This is a genomic window from Streptomyces sp. NBC_00273 (assembly GCF_036178145.1).
Lineage (GTDB): Bacteria > Actinomycetota > Actinomycetes > Streptomycetales > Streptomycetaceae > Streptomyces.
In genome coordinates, this window is the sequence record NZ_CP108067.1 from 8,015,707 (window position 1) to 8,032,882 (window position 17,176).

The window sequence follows — 17,176 nt, forward strand, 5'->3', positions numbered from 1 at the left end:
CCAAGGAGACACCCCCATGCACCTCGACCACGCCGTGACCTATCCCCACCGGCACACCCGCAGCGCCGATCCCCTGCGGGCCGACGGCAGCCGGCGGGCCCTGCGCATCGGACTCGGCGGGCCCGTCGGCTCCGGCAAGACCGCCACCGTCGCCGCCCTGTGCCGCGCGCTGCGTACCGAGCTGTCCATGGCCGTCGTCACCAACGACATCTACACCCGCGAGGACGCCGAGTTCCTGCTCCGCGAGGCCGTCCTGCCGCCCGAGCGGATCACCGCCGTCGAGACCGGCGCCTGTCCGCACACCGCCATCCGCGACGACATCTCCGCCAACCTGGAGGCCGTGGAGGAACTGGAGGACGCCTTCCGGGAGAACGGCCGACTGGACCTGATCCTCGTCGAGTCCGGCGGGGACAACCTCACCGCCACCTTCTCCCGCGGACTCGTCGACGCCCAGATCTTCGTCATCGACGTGGCCGGCGGGGACGACATCCCCCGCAAGGGCGGCCCCGGCGTCACCACCGCGGACCTCCTCGTCGTCAACAAGACCGATCTCGCCCCCCACGTCGGCTCCGACCTCGACCGGATGGCCCGCGACGCCGCCGCACAGCGCGGCGAACTCCCCGTCGCCTTCCAGTCGCTGCGCGGCCCCGAGGGCGTCGGCCCGGTGGCCGCCTGGGTGCGCGAGCGGATCGCGGCCTGGTCCTCGCGGTGAGCGGCGCGAACGCCACCGACACGGCCCCGGCACCCACGGCACCCACGGCGTCCCCGGCACCGGAGACGCCCCCGACGCTCCCGGCGGGCCTGCGGGCCACCGCCCGCATCCACGCCGTGGCCGACGGACGGGGCGGCACCGCCCTGCCGCTGCTCGCCGGGGAAGGGCCGCTCGCGCTGCGCCGCACGCGCTCGTCGTCGGGCGCCGAAGCCGGGGTCATGCTGGTCGGCGCGATGAGCGCCCCGCTCGGTGGGGACCACCTCACCATCGAGGCCACCGCCGGGCCCGAGGCGCAGCTCGCCCTCGCCTCGGCGGCGGCCACCCTGGCCCTGCCCGGCCGGTCCGGCGAGCCCGCACGGTACGACGTGCACCTCGTCGTGGGGGAGGGGGCATCGGTGCGGTGGCTGCCCGAGCCGCTGGTCTCGGTGCGCGGCAGCGACCTGAGGGTGCGCACCCGGGTCCGACTCGCCCCCACGGCACGGCTGGTGCTGCGCGAGGAGCAGGTGCTGGGCCGTACCGGGGAGGTTCCGGGCCTGCTGCGCAGCCGCGTCACCGTCGAGCGCGGAGGCCGCCCGCTGCTGGACCAGGAACTCGCCTGCGGCCCCGGTGCGCCCGGTGGCTGGGACGGCCCGGCGGGCCTGGCCGGGTACCGGGCGCTCGGCCAGCTCCTCGTCGTTGACCCCGCCTTCGCCGAGGATCCGCCCGCAGCCGCGGTCCTCGGGGAGTTCGCCGCGGTGACGCCGCTGGCCGGCCCGGCCGTCCTGGTGACGGCCCTGGCCGCCGACGCCCTACTCGTGCGCGAGCTGCTGGACGAGGCCTGCCGTAGCTACGGGTGGTGAAAGCGGGACGCATCAGGCACCGCTCAGCGGTACACGCCTTTCCGGTTATCGGGTTGGCAAAGAAGTCGATCCGGCCCTGTCGCCGGATCCCGATCAGGCGACAGGATCCCCCTGCACGCCGACGACCGAAACGACCAACTCGGCCGCCCACGGCCGTACCTGACGCAGGGGGAACAACCACGTGATACGCAACGCGGCGCTGGGGAGCGCCGCCACACTGATCACCGGCACACTCGCGGCGAGCCTGCTGCTGGCGCCGCCCGCCGCAGCGGCCTCCGCCGGCAGCGACGGCAAGGTGCCGGAGGCGCTGGGCGTCCAGATCGCCGCCGCCCGCGCCGCCCGGGCCGGGATCGACTGGAAGGACTGCCCGGCGGACTGGGGCTTCGAGAAGCCCATCCAGTGCGGATGGGTCAAGGTCCCGCTCGACTACGCCAAGCCGTACGGCAAGACCATCGACATCGCCGTCGACCGCATCGGCAGCACGGGGACCAAGGAGGAGCGCCAGGGCGCGCTCGTCTACAACCCCGGCGGTCCGGGTGGTTCCGGCATGCGCTTCCCGCGCCGTGTCACCACCAAGAGCCCGCTGTGGGTCAACACCTCCAAGGCCTACGACTTCGTGGGCTTCGACCCCCGCGGCGTCGGCCACTCGGCGCCGATCTCCTGCATCGACCCGCAGGAGTTCGTCAAGGCCCCCAAGGCCGACCCGGTCCCGGACTCCGTGGCCGACAAGCGCGCCCAGCGCAAGCTCGCCGCCGAGTACGCGGACGGCTGCAAGGAGCGCAGCGGCGAGATGCTGCCGCACATGACCACGCCGAACACCGCGCGCGACCTCGACGTGATCCGTGCCGGCCTCGGCGAGAAGAAGCTGAACTACCTCGGCGTCTCCTACGGCACCTACCTGGGCGGGGTCTACGCGACCCTCTTCCCGACGCACGTGCGCCGCATGATCGTCGACAGCGTGGTGGACCCGTCGCAGGACAACATCTGGTACGAGGCCAACCTCGGCCAGGACGTCGCCTTCCAGATGCGCTGGAACGACTGGCAGGACTGGGTCGCCAAGAACGACTCCGTCTTCCACCTCGGAGACACCCGCGCCAAGGTCGAGGCCAAGTATCAGGAGCTGCGCGCCAAGGCCAAGGCCAAGCCGCTCGGCGGGGTCGTCGGCCCGGCCGAGCTCATCGGCTTCTTCCAGGGCGCCCCGTACTACGACTCCTCCTGGGTGCCCGTCGCCCAGACCTTCGCGGCCTGGGCGGCCGGTGACGAGCAGGCGCTCGTCGACGCCATCGCTCCGGACATGACGGACATCAAGGGCAACGCGGCGGCGGAGAACGGCAACGCCGTCTACACCGCCGTCGAGTGCGCCGACGCGAAGTGGCCCACCAGCTGGTCCAAGTGGGACCGGGACAACAGCAAGCTGCACCAGAAGTACCCGTTCCTGACCTGGTCCAACGCGTGGATGAACCTCCCCTGCGCGACCTGGAAGGCCAAGCAGAGCACCCCGATCGCGGTCGGCGCCAAGCGCGGGCTGCCGCCCGTACTGATCGTCCAGTCCGAGCGGGACGCGGCCACGCCGTACAAGGGCGCGGTCGAACTGCACCGCAGCCTCGCCGGCTCGCGGCTGATCACCGAGAAGGGCGCGGGCTCGCACGGTGTCACCAGCCTGGTGAACCCCTGCATCAACACCCGGGTGGACGCCTACCTGCTCACCGGCAAGGTCGACGCCAAGGACGTGACGTGCACCCCGCACGCCACCCCCGTGGCCCCGGCCCCGGCCGCGGCGAAGTCCCTGTCGTCCGACGCGCCGGCCGAGTCCTCGGTCTTCCCGGCGCCGGAGGAGCTCCCCGCCGTCCGTTAAGGACCGGCGGGATCGAGCGGGAGAAGGCTCAGCGCGCGGTGCGCCGGGCCTTCTTCCGCTGTTCCTCCTCCTCGGCCTTGACCTCGGCCGCGTACCGGTCGACGTACTCCTGGCCGGACAGCCCGAGGATCGCGTACATGATCTCGTCGGTGACCGCCCGCAGGACCGCGCGTTCGCCCTCCATCCCGGCGTACCGGGAGAAGTCCATCGGCTCGCCGAAGCGGATCGTCACCCGCCGGATCTTCGGGATCTTCTTCCCGGGCGGCTGGATCTCGAAGGTGCCGACCATCGCGCAGGGCACCACCGGCACCCGGGCGCCCAGGGCCATCGCCGCCACGCCCACCTTGCCCTTGTAGAGCCGGCCGTCGTGCGAGCGCGTGCCCTCCGGGTAGATGCCCAACAGCTCGTCCTTGGCCAGTACCGCCAGCCCCTCGCGCAGGGCGGCCTGCCCGGCGTCCTTGCCGGACCGGTCCACGGGGATCTGCCCGGCGCTGCGGAAGAACGCGGCGGTGAGCCGGCCCTTGATCCCGGGACCGGTGAAGTACTCGGCCTTGGCCAGGAAGGTGATCCGCCGCTTGAGGATGGCGGGCATCAGGAAGTGGTCCGAGAAGGACAGGTGATTGCCCGCGACGATGGCGGCGCCCTCGGCGGGGATGTTCTCCAGACCCTCGATCCGGGGTCTGAACAGCAGCCGCAGCAGGGGGCCGAGCAACACGTGCTTGAGCAAGTGGTAGAACACCAGGCCGCTCCCGTCGACATCCCGTTGTCACAGCCATATTACGGACGGTGAGCCACGGGAAGCAGGGGGCGGACGGGACCTTACTCAGACATTGCGCGTGGCGGCCATCCCGGCGGTCAGCAGCCCCAGCACCACCCAGCCGAACCACAGCCAGCCGTTGCTGCCGAGGGCCACGGAATACGTGGCGACGGCCACCAGAGCGGCGAAGGTCATCACGGCCATCGCCTTAACGGATCCGGTCATGCCCCATGGTGGCGCGCGAAGGCGGTTTCGCGCTACTGGCCACGCGCTCGGAGCGAGGCGAGATACGCGTTGTACGCCGCCAGCTCCTTGTCGCCGTTGCGGTCCTCGGCCCGGTCGGACCGCCGCGCGGCCCGCTGCTCGGAGTGGTACCACTGGTAGACGAGGGCGATCAGGACCAGCACCGAGGGGATCTCGCTGAAGGCCCAGGCGATGCCGCCGCCCCACTGCTGGTCGAGCAGGGGGTCGATGCCGAGGGACGCCGGCGGGTTCGCGTACGTCTTGATCATCGGCTGGCTCGCCATCATCAGGGCGATGCCGAAGAAGGCGTGGAAGGGCATGCCCGCGAACAGTTCCAGCATCCGCATCACGTAGCCGGGCCGGTGCGGGCCCGGGTCGATGCCCATGATCGGCCAGAAGAAGATGAGGCCGACCGCGAGGAAGTGGACCATCATCGCGATGTGCCCGGTCCGGCTCTCCATCAGGAAGTCGAAGAGCGGGGTGAAGTACAGGGCGTAGAGGCTCGCGATGAACATCGGGATCGTGAAGGCCGGGTGGGTGATCACCTTCATGTACCGGCTGTGCAGCAGCATCAGCAGCAGCTCGCGCGGCCCCTTGCTGCCGCGGGCGGCGGGCGGCAGCGCACGCAGCGCCAGCGTCACCGGGGCGCCCAGCAGCACCAGGATCGGGGTGACCATGCTGATCACCATGTGCTGGACCATGTGGACGCTGAACATGACCATGCCGTAGTCGTTCAGCTTGGTGCACATCACGAGGAGCACGGTCAGCACGCCCACGGTGAAGGCGATGGTCCGGCCCAGCGGCCAGGCGTCCCCGCGCCGGCGCAGCCGCAGCACGCCCCACCCGTACAGGGCGAGTCCGACCAGCGAGCCGATCAGGAAGAAGGAGTCGAAGGAGAACTCCAGCCCGCGCCCGAGAGTGAACGGCGGCAGGTCCATGTCCATGTGCATGTCCATGCCGTGCCCGCTGTGATCCATCTGTTCACTCCCTTGACCGTGATGCCCCACCACAGTAATGCCGCCCCCGTACGCTCTTGCGCGCGGGGGCGGCCCAGGATAAAAGGGGCGCACAAAAGGGACGTCAGAGAACCGTCTGCGCCTCGTCGTAGCGGTCGGCCGGAACCGTCTTGAGGGTCGACGTCGCCTCGGCGAGCGGCACCATCACGATGTCCGTCCCGCGCAGCGCGGTCAGCATGCCGAACTCGCCCCGGTGCGCCGCCTCCACCGCGTGCCAGCCGAAGCGGGTGGCGAGGACCCGGTCGTACGCGGTGGGCGTGCCGCCGCGCTGCACGTGGCCCAGGATGACCGGCCGGGCCTCCTTGCCCAGGCGGTGCTCCAGCTCCACGGCGAGACGGTTGCCGATGCCGGCGAACCGCTCGTGCCCGTACATGTCGACGCCGCCCTCCTCCAGGTCCATCGACCCGGGCCGCGGCTTGGCGCCCTCGGCGACCACGACGATCGCGAACCGCTTGCCCGCGGAGAAGCGCTCGCCGACGATCTCCGTCAGCTGCTCGATGTCGAAGGGGCGCTCCGGCACGACGATCGCGTGCGCGCCGGCCGCCATGCCCGAGTGCAGGGCGATCCAGCCCGTGTGGCGGCCCATGACCTCCACGACCATCACCCGCTGGTGGGACTCGGCGGTGGTCTTCAGCCGGTCCAGCGCCTCCGTGGCCACCCCGACGGCGGTGTCGAAGCCGAAGGTGACGTCGGTGGAGGCGATGTCGTTGTCGATGGTCTTCGGGACGCCGACGATGGGCAGACCGGCCTGCGAGAGCAGGTTCGCCGCCTTCAGGGTGCCCTCGCCGCCGATCGGGATGATCGCGTCGAGGCCGAGGTCCGCGACGTGGCCGCGGGCGCGCTCCACGCCGTCGCGCAGGTGCGCCGGCTGGACCCGGGAAGAGCCGAGGATGGTGCCGCCGCGGGCGAGGATGCCGCCGACGGCGTCGAGGTCGAGCTTGCGGTAGTCCGCCTCCAGCAGGCCCTTCCAGCCGTCGAGGAAGCCGATCACCTCATCGCCGTGGTCGACCACGGCACGGTGCACGACGGAGCGGATGACGGCGTTGAGACCGGGGCAGTCGCCACCGGAAGTGAGCACACCTATGCGCATGGCAGGAACGGACCTTTGCAACGTGGGCCGACGACCGGACCACGTCGTCCGGTTGGAACTAACGCCACCCTACAAGCGCCGGAGCGGTGGGCTGAACCATCCTCCACATGCTGGTCGCACTCGTCGTGCGAAACCACGTCGGCCCGGTCCCCCCTAGGGAAAACCGGGCCGAACACATGATGGAGGGGCCGCCCCGATGAGCGGTTCTCCGGGTGCTACGCGGGCTGCGTCGCGGTGGCGATGCGCTCCGCGCGCAGCGCCTCGTACCACCGGTCGTCTATGGCCGGCAGCGCGTTCACGTCGAGGGCCAGCTTCAGCAGCAGGTCCGCGATCTGCGGGTTGCGGGCCATCACGGGACCGTGCATGTACGTGCCGAACACCGTGTCGTTGTACGCGCCTTCGGTGCCGTCACCGGTGCCGTTGCCGCGGCCCATGGTCACCCGGGCGAACGCCTTGGCCGTCGGGCCGAGGTGGGTCACGCCCTGGTGGTTCTCGAAGCCCGTCAGCTGCGGCAGGCCCAGGCGCGGGTCGATGTCCGCGAGGACGTCGCCGACGCACCGCTCGCCCTCACCGCGCACGGTGACGACGTCCAGCAGGCCGAGGCCCTCCTGGCGCTGGCCCTGGTCGTTGACGAACTCCTTGCCGAGGATCTGGTAACCGGCGCAGACGGAGAAGACGATCGCCCCGTTCGAGACGGCCCGCTCCAGGCCGCCGTCGCGCAGCAGGCGCTCCGCGGCCAGGCGCTGCGGCCGGTCCTCGCCACCGCCGATCAGATAGATGTCGCCCGAGGTGGGGATCGGCTGGTCGCTGCGCACGTCCACGCGCTGCACGTCCAGGCCGCGCTGGCGCGCCCGGCGCTCCACCACGAGGGCGTTGCCCTGGTCTCCGTACGTGCTCAGCAGGTCCGGGTAGACCCACACCAGACGCAGGCTGTTGTCGCTCATGCTCTTGTCCTTTATGGGTACTAGTTGCCGACGCGGCGGCGCACGTCCTGGAAGGCGGTGTAGTTGGCGATCAGCTCGATCTGGCCGGGCGGCGCGAGCTGCACGGCCTCGTCGAGGGTCTCGCACACGCGGAAGTCCAGGCCCGCGACCTCCAGGCGGACCGCGAGGTCCAGCTTGCGGTCACCGATCACGAAGATCGGGTGACCGGCGAGCCGCGGGTAGTCCACGTCCCACAGCCAGGAGGTGTCGGTGCCGTCGGCGCCGCGGGCGTTCACCGAGAGGATCACCGGGGTCGGCGGGGGATCGATCAGAGAAAACGTTTCGAGCCAGCCCGCCGGGTTCTTCGCGAGCAGCAGCCGCAGTTCACGGCCCTGGAAGCTGACCACGTCGTAGCGGCCGGCGACGGCCTGCACCTGGTACATCCGCTCCAGCGCCACCTGCGGCGGTACGCCGAAGACGGCGGCCACGGCGGCCGAGGTGGCGGCGTTGGCCTTGTTGGCGCGGCCGGGCAGCTGCAGGTGGATCGGCCAGGCCGAGCCGTGCGGGTCCAGGACGTGGTCGCCGGAGAGCACCCACGTCGGGGTCGGGCGCCGGAATCCGCACTCGCCGCAGAACCAGTCGTCGCCCGGGCGCTGCATGACACCGCCGCAGGAGGGGCACGACCAGGCGTCGTCCTTCCACTCCTGGCCGGCCGCGACCCACACCACGTTCTGGGAGGAGGAGGCGGACCACACGATCAGCGGGTCGTCGCAGTTGGCGACGATGACCGCCTTGGAGCCCTGGAGCCCCTCGCGCCACTTCTCCGCGAGCATGCGGGTCTCGGCGGCGCGGTCCAGCTGGTCGCGGGAGAGGTTGAGCAGGGCGATCACCTTGGGGGTGACGTCCCGGGCCACTCCGGCCAGGTACTTCTCGTCCACCTCGATGACGCCGTACTTGGCGTCCGAGCCTCCGGCCAGCGCGGAGGTGATGCCGGCCGGCATGTTGGCGCCGAGGGCGTTGGAGACGACCGGACCGCTGGCCCGCAGGGCCTCCGCGATCAGTCGGGTCGTCGTGGTCTTGCCGTTCGTCGCGGAGACGAGGACGACATCGAGATGTTGCGCCAGCGCGCCGAGAAGATCGGGGTCGAGCCTGAGTGCGACCTTGCCACCGATTACCGATCCGCTTCCGCGTCCCGCGGCCCGCGACACCGCCGCCGCGGCCTTGCCCGCCGTCACGGCCAGCTTGGCCCGCGGCGAAAGCGGCTCCGTGTTGCCTGCCATCGTCCCTTGTCCTCCTTGCGTCGGTCGGCCCCAGCCTATCCAGTACCGGCCGGAGCCTTGACCGCGGCGCCCCCGCCCCGCCGCGGATCTCCTCATATAGTCGCCCGTCGTAGGGTTGAGGCCATGCGACAGCGTCCCATTCCCGGTACCTCCGGCCTCGTCCGCCCCATGAGTCTGTTGGGTGATCCGGTGCTCCACTCCGCGTGCGCGGAAGTCACCGCATTCGGCCCGGAACTCGACCGGCTCATCGAGGACATGTTCGCCACGATGTACGCCGCCGAGGGCGTCGGGCTCGCCGCGAACCAGATCGGCGTCGGACAGCGGGTGTTCGTCTACGACTGCCCCGACGACGAGGACGTCCGCCACGTCGGGCACATCGTCAACCCGCGGTTGGTGACGGCCGACGGGGACGAGTTCCGGGGGCCGGAGGGGTGCCTGTCCCTGCCGGGGCTGGAGGCGGGGACGGTCCGCTTCGACCACGCGGTGGTGGAAGGCGTCACGTCGGACGGGGCGGCCGTCAGGATCGCCGGGACGGGGTTCTTCGCGCGGTGCCTCCAGCACGAGTGCGACCACCTCGACGGGACGGTGTACGCGGACCGCGTGACGGGCCTGCGCGCCCGTCGCCTGCGGCGTGCCATCCGAAAGACCTCCTGGGGAGCCGAGGCGCTGCGCGGCTAGCCGGATCCACCCCCGCCGGCGCCGATCCGGTTTCGCCGGGTACATCCAGCCCCTCCTCAAACGCCGGAGGGGCTGAACGGCGGGGCTGAAGTGGTGCGGCTAGAAGCCCGGGCCGTCTTCGCGGTTGCCGGCGGTGGCCAGGCGGCCCCAGAGGAGGTCCGTGAGGCCGGCGACCAGCTCCGCACGCTCGCAGGGGCGTTCGCCCAGCCACCAGTCGCCGGCCGCGTGCATCATGCCGACGATGCCGTGGCCCCAGATCCGGGCGAGGCGTTCGCCCCCCGGACCGAGGTCCACGCGTTCGCCGATCACCTCGGCCAGTTCCTCGCCGAGCCGGCGCAGCAGCGGGGCCGAGTGCAGGCCGACGTCGAAGCCGCGTTCGGCGCTGTGGGAGTCCTCGGCAGGGTGCATGAGGAAGCGGTAGACCTGCGGGCGGGCCTCGATGGCGGCAAGATAGGTGTCGAGGGTCGCCTCCACCCGGCGGCGCCGCTCGGCGGGGGCGTCGAGCGCCGCCCGAAGCGAGTCGAGCAGGGCGTCGGTGTGCCGGACGGCGAGGGCCTGGTAGAGGCCCGCCTTGTCCCCGAAGTGCCGGTAGAGGATGGGCTTGGTGATGCCGGCCTCCGCCGCGATCGCGTTCATGGAGGCTTTGGGGCCGTCCCTGAGCACGACCCGGTCGGCGGCTTCGAGCAGTTCCCGACGGCGGCGTTCGGCCGCTCCCGGCTCACCGGCCTGCTGAGTGGTCTCCATGACGTGTTTCTCTCCCCGCCCTTGCGATGTGCGTGACGCCCACGCAACGTAACACCCCGCACACCCTGTCGATCGAATCGGAGGCTACGCCGTCCGGCCTCGTGGCCGGTGCGGACGGTGCTTGACAGTGCTTACTCGCCGGTAACAGACTGTGGTCTTCGCGTAGGTTACCGCTAGTAACTTCCGCAGGGCCGAGTACAGACAGGTGGAGGGGACATGGCGGAGTTCACCATGGAGCTGAACGACGACCAGAAGCAGGTGCGGGACTGGATCCACGGCTTCGCCGCCGATGTGATGCGCCCCGCCGCCGCGGAATGGGACGAGCGCGAAGAGACTCCTTGGCCCGTCATCCAGGAGGCCGCCAAGGTCGGCATCTACTCGCTGGACTTCTACGCCCAGCAGTTCTTCGACCCGACGGGCCTCGGCATTCCGATGGCGATGGAGGAGCTCTTCTGGGGCGACGCGGGCATCGCGCTGTCCATCGTCGGCACCGGACTCGCGGCCATCGGCGTCGTCGCCAACGGCACCGAGGAGCAGATCGGCACCTGGATCCCGCAGATGTACGGGACCCCGGACGACGTGAAGGTCGCCGCCTTCTGCTCCTCCGAGCCGGACGCCGGCTCCGACGTCGGCTCGATGCGCACCCGGGCGGTCTACGACCAGGCGAAGGACGAATGGGTGCTGAACGGCACCAAGACCTGGGCGACGAACGGCGGCATCGCCAACGTCCACATCGTGGTCGCGGTCGTCGATCCCGCTCTGGGGACCAAGGGGCACGCCTCCTTCATCATCCCGCCGAACACCCCCGGCCTGTCCCAGGGGCAGAAGTTCAAGAAGCACGGCATCCGCGCCTCGCACACCGCCGAGGTGGTGCTGGACGGCGTACGGATCCCCGGCTCCTGCCTGCTCGGCGGCAAGGAGAAGCTGGACGAGCGCCTCGCGCGGGCCCACGAGCGCGCCCGCAGCGGCGGCGGGGAGAGGGTGAAGAACGCGGCCATGGCCACCTTCGAGGCCTCCCGCCCGGCGGTCGGCGCGATGGCCGTCGGCACCGCGCGCGCCGCCTACGAGGTGGCCCTCGACTACGCGAAGACCCGTACCCAGTTCGGCCGCCCGATCATCGACAACCAGGGCGTGGCCTTCCAGCTCGCCGACATGCGGACGCAGATCGACGCGGCCCGGCTGCTGGTGTGGCGGGCGTCCTGGATGGCGGTGGCGGGCCGGCCGTTCGAGTCGGCGGAGGGCTCCATGTCGAAGCTCTTCGCGAGCGAGGTCGCCAAGAAGGTCACCGCCCAGGCGGTCCAGATCCTCGGCGGCAACGGCTTCACCCGCGAGTACCCGGTGGAGCGCATGCACCGGGACAGTGCCATCTACACGATCTTCGAGGGGACCAGCGAGATCCAGCGCCTGGTGATCGCCCGCACGATCTCCGGCATGCCGATCCGCTGACGCGCGCCCGCGTACGAGGGCTCCCGGACGCCTGGTGGCGTTCGGGAGCCCTCGCCTCACCTGGGCAGGGGCGTGAGGCAGGTGGACGTGGAGCCGTCCGGGCCGTACTCGGCGCCGGCGACCCGGTCGAGCGGGGCGCACCGGTCGCCGGACGTCTCCAGCCGCTTGCTGACGCGGTACTCGGCCTTCGGCGAACCGCAGTCCCGCACGCGCAGCCTCAGGCGCTCCCCGTCCCACTCGTTGCCCACGCACTGGCCCACCGACAGGGTCGGCGTGCTGTCACCGACGAGCAGGGCGATCCCGATCAGTGCGGGAATCCCCAGGAGGACGAGCAGTACCGGTGTGAGGAACAGCAGGACCGGGGCCCGGCGCCACATCGGCTTGCCCGGGTCGAGCGCGGGCCGGTAGCCGCCCGCCGGGGGAGCGAGCCTGCGGAAGGACGCCCGCGGGCCGAGGTTCATCAGCAGGGTCACGGGCGTGATGAAGAGGGACAGCGGCCCCCACCAGCCCTGCCACAGGGTGTCCGAGGACATGCGGCGGTAGGTGGCGAGCCCGCAGTCGCGGCAGAACGGTCCGGGCAGGCTCAGGAACCGCATCAGCACGATCAGGCCCTGGTGGCCGCGTACGGTCGCGTGCGCGGCGGGCCAGGCCCCGCACAGTCGGCAGCCGTAGCGGCCCGGCTCGGGGTGCGCGCCGTACGCGCCGTACGCGCCGTAGGGCTGCGGTCCGGCCTGCCAAGAGCCGGCCGAGCCGCCCTGCTGCGGGACGGGCGCACTGTAGGGGTTGTACGGGCCGGCGCCCTGCTGCGGTTGTGGCTGTGGCGGAGTGGCCACGGGAATCTCCTCGATCGCTTCGTGATCACCGGCACGGTGATCACGGCACCCTACGCCCTGCCGGCCGCGCCCTCAGGGCCGCAGCAGCCGCACGAGGGCCCGGCCGAAGAGGAACCGGCCCACCGCCGCGACCAGGGGATCCAGGGCGCGCGGGAGGCCGCGCAGGCGCAGCTCCTCCCGCCAGTGGATCTCCGCGCCGCCCGTGCGCAGGGGGCGGATCTCGATCTCCGCCCAGCCCGTCACCGACCGGCCGCGCTTCTCGAGTCGAACCAATCCCGACGAACCTTCGGCAGGGGGTCGCCATTCGACGACCTCCATGCGATCGTCGAATGTGATCCTGCTCACGCCCGTCCGTGCCGTGAAGATCGTTCCGACGCGGGTCGGGGGTGCCGTCTCGATGATCGTCCGGGTGAGCGGGACCTGCGCGCCGTGGCGCTCCCAGTCCGTGAGCTTCGGCCACGCTTCGAGCGGTGGCAAAGACGTGTGGTGAACGATCCGGATAGCGGGCATGAGCGCATGGTAAGCGGGCATACACACCGTGAACTGGACGGCGAATATGGGTTCCGTCCGGGGGCGGCGATCAGTAATACTCACCGCCACCGTGGATCGCGGATTCGACCGGGTGACCACCGGCGCTCCCGCCCCACTTCGCGAGGAGGTGCGCCATGTGCTCCCACCAGCCACCCTGCCCTACTGCCGACAGCGCCGATCACGACGCCGCCCGCATCGTGGCCTCTCACCCTGAACAGGGCTGGAGCCTGCTGTGCAACGGAGTCGTGGTCTTCGACGACACCGGTGAACTGCTCCCCGACAGCCGCACGGTGGAACCCCGCCGCCCGGCCTTGGTCTGAGCGAGGAGGCAGCATGCGCCAGCAGCTGATCCGTAAGCCCGTCCCGAAGCCCGCCCCCCGAGACCTGGACCTGCGCACACCGTCGGGCAGACCCCTCCCGTACTGACGGGAGCCCAGGATTTAGGCCGTAGTCCAGACCCACCGGCCGAGACTCAGCCGGTGGGCGCAGCCGCGCCGCCCAGGAACGCCGCCTCGTAGGCGGCGTCCCCGATCGCCGCGCGGGCCTGCCGCTCGCCCTGGTCCCGCAGCGCCCTCAGCGAGGGCGAGCCCATCTGCGGCCGGCCCACCGTGCGCCACCACGCGTGCGCGGTGCCGAGCAGCCGTGCCGCGAGTTCCCCGTCGCCCAGTCCGGCCACCGCCGCGGCCAGCAGGTCCAGGCCGAGCGCGATGCCGAAGCGGTCGCCGAGCAGCCGCTTCCCGGAAAGCATGGCCCGTACGTGCCGGGCGGCCTCCCCGTGATCGCCCAGGCCCAGCGCCGCCACCGCCAGGATGTAGTCCGCGTACGCCCGCAGCCAGCGCTCGCCCAGCTCCGCGCAGGCCTCCCGCAGGGACTGTGCCTCCTCGGTCGCCTCGTCGAAGCGCCGCAGGTCGCACAGGGAGTAGCTGGTGGCCAGCTTGCACAGCAGCCAGCCCGTGCCGCTGGTCCGCCCGCCGTGGCCCGCCCGGGCCCGGGGGCCGGCCAGGAGCAGGGCCCGTACGGGGTCACCGGGCATGAGGACGGACGCCGCCGCCAGATAGGCCGCGCGCAGCTCCCGCTCGGGGTCCGCGAGCCGGGCGGCGTCGCGCGTGCACTCGTCGCCGAGTCGTCGCGCCGCGTCCATGTCGCCCTGGAGCAGCAGGGTGAGTCCGAGGGCCCACACGGCCTGGTTGTACGCGGCCCCCGTGCGCGGAGCGGCCCGCAGGGCCCGTTCCAGGAAGCCGCGGCCTTCGTGCACGTGCCCGCACGCGAACCAGTAGAACCACAGGGCCCCGGCCATCTCCAGCGCCGCCGTCGGGTCGGCGGCGATCAGGTGCTCCAGAGCGGTGCGCAGCTGTGCGTGCTCGGCGGTGATCCTGCGGTACCAGTCCACCTGCCCCGGGCCCATCCACCCCCGCTCGGCAGCCTGGGAGAGCGCCGCGTACCAGTGGGCGTGCCGGTCGGTGACGATCTCCACCTCGCCGAGCTCGCCCAGCCAGTCCTGTCCGTACTCGCGGATCGTGTCCAGCATCCGGTAGCGGGTCCCGGTCCCGCGTTCCTCGATGCGCAGGACCACGGACTTGGCGGCGAGACCCGCCAGCACGCGCTCCACCCGGGCGGCGGGCAGCGGCCCGCCCGAGCAGACGGCGCGCGCCGCGGCGATGTCGAAGTCACCGGTGAAGACCGAGAGTCGGGCCCACAGCAGCCGTTCCAGCGGCTCGCACAGTTCGTGGCTCCAGCCGATCGTGGTCCGCATCGTCTGGTGCCGGCGCGGCAGTGCGGCCCGGGCGTCGGACAGCACCTCGAAGCGTTCGCCGATCCGTTCGGCCATGTGCTCCAGCGTCCACAACCGCATCCGGGCGCCCGCGAGTTCCAGCGCGAGCGGGATGCCGTCCAGGCGCCGGCACACCTCGGCGGCCAGGGCGGTGCGCGCGGGGTCGGCGAAGACCGCCGCCGCCCGCGGGGTCGCGGCCAGCGCGCGGGCCCGGAAGAGCGTGAGGGCATCGCTGTCGGGTCCCTCGCAGGGCAGCGGTCGGACCTCGACGACCTCCTCGGTCGGCATGTCGAGCGGCTCGCGGGAGGTGACGAGGATCGTCAACCCGGGTGCGGACTGCAGGAGTTCGCCGACGAGATGGCGGCAATCGGCCACCAGGTGCTCGCAGGTGTCCAGGACCAGGAGCAGCTCCTTGTCGGCCATCCACGCGCACAGCTCCTCGTCGAGAGGGCGCGGGGAGTGGTCGGCGAGGCCTACGGTGTGGGCGACGGTGGCGGTGAGCAGGCTCGGATCGCGCAGGGGCGACAGTTCCGCCCACCAGACCCCGTCGGGGCGCGCCTGGCGGGCGGCGGCGACGGCCCGCAGGGCCAGCCGTGACTTGCCGACGCCGCCCACCCCCGTGAGGGTGATCAGTCTTCGCTCGCGCAACAGGCCGTCGAGCAGCTGGAGTTCGCGCTCCCGGCCGACGAAGCTCGCAGGTTCCGGGGGCAGGTTGCCGGGCACCGGGCAGGGGTCCGGTCCGGGATCGCCGTCCGCGGATTCTGCCTGATTGTCATTGAACGAGTACTCACCGAACACGGATGTATTGTGCGCGATCTTCCCGTGGGGCCGTGCCGTTCAGGCCGGATCGGTGTCCACTTTCATGCGACGAGTGTGATCCGGCGCTCCGCGGAGAAGGATCCCCAGTTGCCGTCCGGGAGCCTGGCCCGCAGTTTCACGGCCCAGACCGTGCCGGTCGGCTCGGCCACCGCGAGCCGGTGCTCCGCCCGGCCGCTGGGCACCGCACCCGCTCCGAACTGGATGACGGTCGTGGGCACTCCGTTGACGTACAGCTCGTACTCGGTGGTCAGGTCGCCGGTGTCCGGGGCGGTCCACGTCAGTGTGACGGCGCCCGGGGAGGCGGTGGCGGCGAATTCGGCGGGTGCCGTGCCGGGGCCGTCGCCGGAGGCCGGCGGGGTCGTCACGTCCACCGCCGGACCGTCGGGGGAGGAGTTGTCCGCCCCGTCGCGGGCCCGGACGGTGAAGGTGTAGACGGTGTCCGGCCGGAGGTCGTTCAGGGCCGTGGCGCTCTCGCCGGGGCCGGCGGTGTGGATGCGGACGCCGCCCTGGTAGACGTCGTAGGCCGTGACGCCCGTGTCGTCGGTCGCCGCCGTCCAGGACACCTGGGCCGACCGGGGGCCGGTCGCCCGGGCGGTGGTGGCGGCGGGGGCGGTGGGGGCCGTGCGGTCCTCGGCTTTGGCGGCGGGGGTGGTCACCCGGGCGGCCGGGCCGGGGCCGGAGAGGTTCCCGGCGGCGTCCTTGGCCCGGACCGTGAAGGCGTAACCGGTCTGCGGGGCGAGGCCGGTGATGTCCACCATGGTCTTCTCGGCGGGGAGCTCGCGGACCAGGCGGTCGGCTTCGAAGACCTGGTAGCCGGCCACCCCGTCCCGGTCGGCCGCCGCGTCCCACATGACGTGCACGCTGGTGGCGCTGCCGGCCTGGGCGGTCAGTCCGGCGGGGGCGGGCGGGGGTTCGGTGTCGGGCGCGGTGCATGCCGTGAGGCCGGTGGTTCCGGCGATGCCTGCGACGGCCAGGCAGAGGGCGAGCGTGGGGGCGCTGCGTCGCACGGGGTGCCTTCCTCGGCTTCCTTAATGGTCTAGACATATATGGCACGGCGGGCGGGACCCCGACAAGCCCCCTGCGCCCGACGGTCCGCGGTGTGCCCGGGTTCGTGTTCTTCTGTGCCCGCAGGGCCCGGCCGTCCGCACCACACCCCGGTGGTCGGCGGCACGTGGCCGGCGGCCGGTGCGACCGTACGACCGACCGGGACGGGATCGTCAAGGACCGACCGGCCGTCACGGACCGTCAACACCCGTACGGCGGACACGTCTTTCGCTCGAAGGCACCCCCTCCTGCGCCACCATGACGGCGAGTAAGGAGGTTTCGATGGTGATTTCCCTCTCGGTGGTCGTCCTGCTCTTCATCCTGGCCTGGATCTTCCTGCGCAGCGGCGGTCTCAAGTTCTCCCACGCCGTCGTCTGCGCGCTGCTCGGCTTCTACCTCGCGAGCAGCAGCATGGCCGCGACCATCCACGACGGCCTGACGGCCACCGCGCACGTCGTGTCCAGTCTCAATCCTTGATCGACTGTTGCGCCTTCGTGAATCATCCGGCCCGTCCATGGACTCCTCGAGCGGTGCGATCTAGCGTCTGGCGGCGGCGCGACATCAGACGCAATGTCAACAACGCTGAGAGAAACGG

General features: G+C 71.7%; 18 protein-coding genes. 7 read left to right on the forward strand and 11 right to left on the reverse strand.

Going from position 1 to position 17,176, the window contains the following annotated elements; translation table 11 throughout:
* Positions 1 to 16 precede the first annotated feature (16 nt).
* The 3 genes from ureG (at position 17) to OG386_RS35915 (ending at position 3,406) form a co-directional block, all read left to right on the forward strand.
* Complete coding sequence (gene ureG, locus OG386_RS35905; protein WP_328791541.1) at positions 17 to 712, forward strand: urease accessory protein UreG; 696 nt, start codon at positions 17 to 19, stop codon at positions 710 to 712.
* A gap of 89 nt (positions 713 to 801) precedes the next feature.
* On the forward strand, positions 802 to 1,551 hold the full coding sequence (locus OG386_RS35910; RefSeq protein WP_328793484.1) for an urease accessory protein UreD: 750 nt from the start codon (positions 802 to 804) through the stop codon (positions 1,549 to 1,551).
* Positions 1,552 to 1,732: 181 nt separating this feature from the next.
* Positions 1,733 to 3,406, forward strand: a complete 1,674-nt coding sequence (locus OG386_RS35915; RefSeq protein WP_328791542.1) for an alpha/beta hydrolase — start codon at positions 1,733 to 1,735, stop codon at positions 3,404 to 3,406.
* A gap of 28 nt (positions 3,407 to 3,434) precedes the next feature.
* Here the strand turns inward: OG386_RS35915 and OG386_RS35920 are convergent, their stop codons facing one another.
* The 6 genes from OG386_RS35920 to OG386_RS35945 all read right to left on the reverse strand — a co-directional run bounded on the left by OG386_RS35920 (position 3,435) and on the right by OG386_RS35945 (position 8,715).
* The gene (locus tag OG386_RS35920; RefSeq protein WP_328791543.1) at positions 3,435 to 4,145 is read right to left on the reverse strand and encodes a lysophospholipid acyltransferase family protein; all 711 of its coding nucleotides are present in this window, start codon (positions 4,143 to 4,145) and stop codon (positions 3,435 to 3,437) included.
* 84 nt (positions 4,146 to 4,229) lie between these two features.
* A complete protein-coding gene (locus OG386_RS35925; protein WP_030010293.1) occupies positions 4,230 to 4,388 on the reverse strand; it encodes a hypothetical protein in 159 nt (52 codons plus the stop codon).
* A gap of 32 nt (positions 4,389 to 4,420) precedes the next feature.
* Positions 4,421 to 5,383 (reverse strand): cytochrome c oxidase assembly protein, encoded by a 963-nt coding sequence (locus tag OG386_RS35930; RefSeq protein WP_328791544.1) that lies wholly within the window; start codon positions 5,381 to 5,383, stop codon positions 4,421 to 4,423.
* 103 nt (positions 5,384 to 5,486) lie between these two features.
* Positions 5,487 to 6,512, reverse strand: a complete 1,026-nt coding sequence (locus OG386_RS35935; RefSeq protein WP_189746068.1) for a 6-phosphofructokinase — start codon at positions 6,510 to 6,512, stop codon at positions 5,487 to 5,489.
* Between the two features lie 215 nt (positions 6,513 to 6,727).
* The gene (locus OG386_RS35940) at positions 6,728 to 7,456 is read right to left on the reverse strand and encodes a type 1 glutamine amidotransferase (RefSeq protein ID WP_327386604.1); all 729 of its coding nucleotides are present in this window, start codon (positions 7,454 to 7,456) and stop codon (positions 6,728 to 6,730) included.
* Positions 7,457 to 7,476: 20 nt separating this feature from the next.
* On the reverse strand, positions 7,477 to 8,715 hold the full coding sequence (locus OG386_RS35945) for a MurT ligase domain-containing protein (RefSeq protein WP_327386605.1): 1,239 nt from the start codon (positions 8,713 to 8,715) through the stop codon (positions 7,477 to 7,479).
* A 123-nt stretch (positions 8,716 to 8,838) separates the two neighbouring features.
* Between OG386_RS35945 and def the strand changes: the two genes are divergently transcribed.
* Positions 8,839 to 9,393: a peptide deformylase gene (gene def, locus OG386_RS35950; RefSeq protein ID WP_328791545.1), complete on the forward strand. Its 555-nt coding sequence runs from the start codon at positions 8,839 to 8,841 to the stop codon at positions 9,391 to 9,393.
* A 99-nt stretch (positions 9,394 to 9,492) separates the two neighbouring features.
* On the opposite strand, the gene OG386_RS35955 is transcribed toward def, so the two are convergent.
* On the reverse strand, positions 9,493 to 10,137 hold the full coding sequence (locus OG386_RS35955) for a TetR family transcriptional regulator (RefSeq protein WP_327734361.1): 645 nt from the start codon (positions 10,135 to 10,137) through the stop codon (positions 9,493 to 9,495).
* A gap of 216 nt (positions 10,138 to 10,353) precedes the next feature.
* On the opposite strand from OG386_RS35955, the gene OG386_RS35960 reads away from it, so the two are divergent.
* Positions 10,354 to 11,583 carry an acyl-CoA dehydrogenase family protein gene (locus OG386_RS35960; RefSeq protein ID WP_327386608.1) on the forward strand — a complete coding sequence of 410 codons (1,230 nt, stop codon included), beginning with the start codon at positions 10,354 to 10,356 and terminating at the stop codon, positions 11,581 to 11,583.
* 56 nt (positions 11,584 to 11,639) lie between these two features.
* Here OG386_RS35960 and OG386_RS35965 read toward each other — a convergent pair whose 3' ends face one another.
* Both OG386_RS35965 and OG386_RS35970 read right to left on the reverse strand, forming a co-directional pair.
* Positions 11,640 to 12,416, reverse strand: a complete 777-nt coding sequence (locus tag OG386_RS35965; RefSeq protein ID WP_328791546.1) for an LppU/SCO3897 family protein — start codon at positions 12,414 to 12,416, stop codon at positions 11,640 to 11,642.
* Positions 12,417 to 12,488: 72 nt separating this feature from the next.
* Positions 12,489 to 12,926: an SRPBCC family protein gene (locus tag OG386_RS35970; RefSeq protein WP_328791547.1), complete on the reverse strand. Its 438-nt coding sequence runs from the start codon at positions 12,924 to 12,926 to the stop codon at positions 12,489 to 12,491.
* Positions 12,927 to 13,081: 155 nt separating this feature from the next.
* On the opposite strand from OG386_RS35970, the gene OG386_RS35975 reads away from it, so the two are divergent.
* On the forward strand, positions 13,082 to 13,267 hold the full coding sequence (locus OG386_RS35975) for a DUF5999 family protein (protein WP_030011808.1): 186 nt from the start codon (positions 13,082 to 13,084) through the stop codon (positions 13,265 to 13,267).
* 152 nt (positions 13,268 to 13,419) lie between these two features.
* Here OG386_RS35975 and OG386_RS35980 read toward each other — a convergent pair whose 3' ends face one another.
* Both OG386_RS35980 and OG386_RS35985 read right to left on the reverse strand, forming a co-directional pair.
* A complete protein-coding gene (locus OG386_RS35980) occupies positions 13,420 to 15,516 on the reverse strand; it encodes an ATP-binding protein (RefSeq protein ID WP_328791548.1) in 2,097 nt (698 codons plus the stop codon).
* Positions 15,517 to 15,578: 62 nt separating this feature from the next.
* Positions 15,579 to 16,544, reverse strand: a complete 966-nt coding sequence (locus OG386_RS35985) for a fibronectin type III domain-containing protein (protein WP_328791549.1) — start codon at positions 16,542 to 16,544, stop codon at positions 15,579 to 15,581.
* 319 nt (positions 16,545 to 16,863) lie between these two features.
* On the opposite strand from OG386_RS35985, the gene OG386_RS35990 reads away from it, so the two are divergent.
* Complete coding sequence (locus OG386_RS35990) at positions 16,864 to 17,058, forward strand: hypothetical protein (RefSeq protein ID WP_328791550.1); 195 nt, start codon at positions 16,864 to 16,866, stop codon at positions 17,056 to 17,058.
* Positions 17,059 to 17,176 lie beyond the last annotated feature (118 nt).

What these genes read in the sequence shown, in the direction of transcription:
- OG386_RS35990 (WP_328791550.1), top strand. Translation starts at nt 16,864, where the DNA reads ATGGTGATTTCCCTCTCGGTGGTCGTCCTGCTCTTCATCCTGGCCTGG.
- OG386_RS35930 (WP_328791544.1), bottom strand. Translation starts at nt 5,383, where the DNA reads ATGGATCACAGCGGGCACGGCATGGACATGCACATGGACATGGACCTG.
- OG386_RS35935 (WP_189746068.1), bottom strand. Translation starts at nt 6,512, where the DNA reads ATGCGCATAGGTGTGCTCACTTCCGGTGGCGACTGCCCCGGTCTCAAC.
- ureG (WP_328791541.1), top strand. Translation starts at nt 17, where the DNA reads ATGCACCTCGACCACGCCGTGACCTATCCCCACCGGCACACCCGCAGC.
- def (WP_328791545.1), top strand. Translation starts at nt 8,839, where the DNA reads ATGCGACAGCGTCCCATTCCCGGTACCTCCGGCCTCGTCCGCCCCATG.
- OG386_RS35955 (WP_327734361.1), bottom strand. Translation starts at nt 10,137, where the DNA reads ATGGAGACCACTCAGCAGGCCGGTGAGCCGGGAGCGGCCGAACGCCGC.
- OG386_RS35960 (WP_327386608.1), top strand. Translation starts at nt 10,354, where the DNA reads ATGGCGGAGTTCACCATGGAGCTGAACGACGACCAGAAGCAGGTGCGG.
- OG386_RS35970 (WP_328791547.1), bottom strand. Translation starts at nt 12,926, where the DNA reads ATGCCCGCTATCCGGATCGTTCACCACACGTCTTTGCCACCGCTCGAA.
- OG386_RS35975 (WP_030011808.1), top strand. Translation starts at nt 13,082, where the DNA reads ATGTGCTCCCACCAGCCACCCTGCCCTACTGCCGACAGCGCCGATCAC.
- OG386_RS35940 (WP_327386604.1), bottom strand. Translation starts at nt 7,456, where the DNA reads ATGAGCGACAACAGCCTGCGTCTGGTGTGGGTCTACCCGGACCTGCTG.
- OG386_RS35925 (WP_030010293.1), bottom strand. Translation starts at nt 4,388, where the DNA reads ATGACCGGATCCGTTAAGGCGATGGCCGTGATGACCTTCGCCGCTCTG.
- OG386_RS35945 (WP_327386605.1), bottom strand. Translation starts at nt 8,715, where the DNA reads ATGGCAGGCAACACGGAGCCGCTTTCGCCGCGGGCCAAGCTGGCCGTG.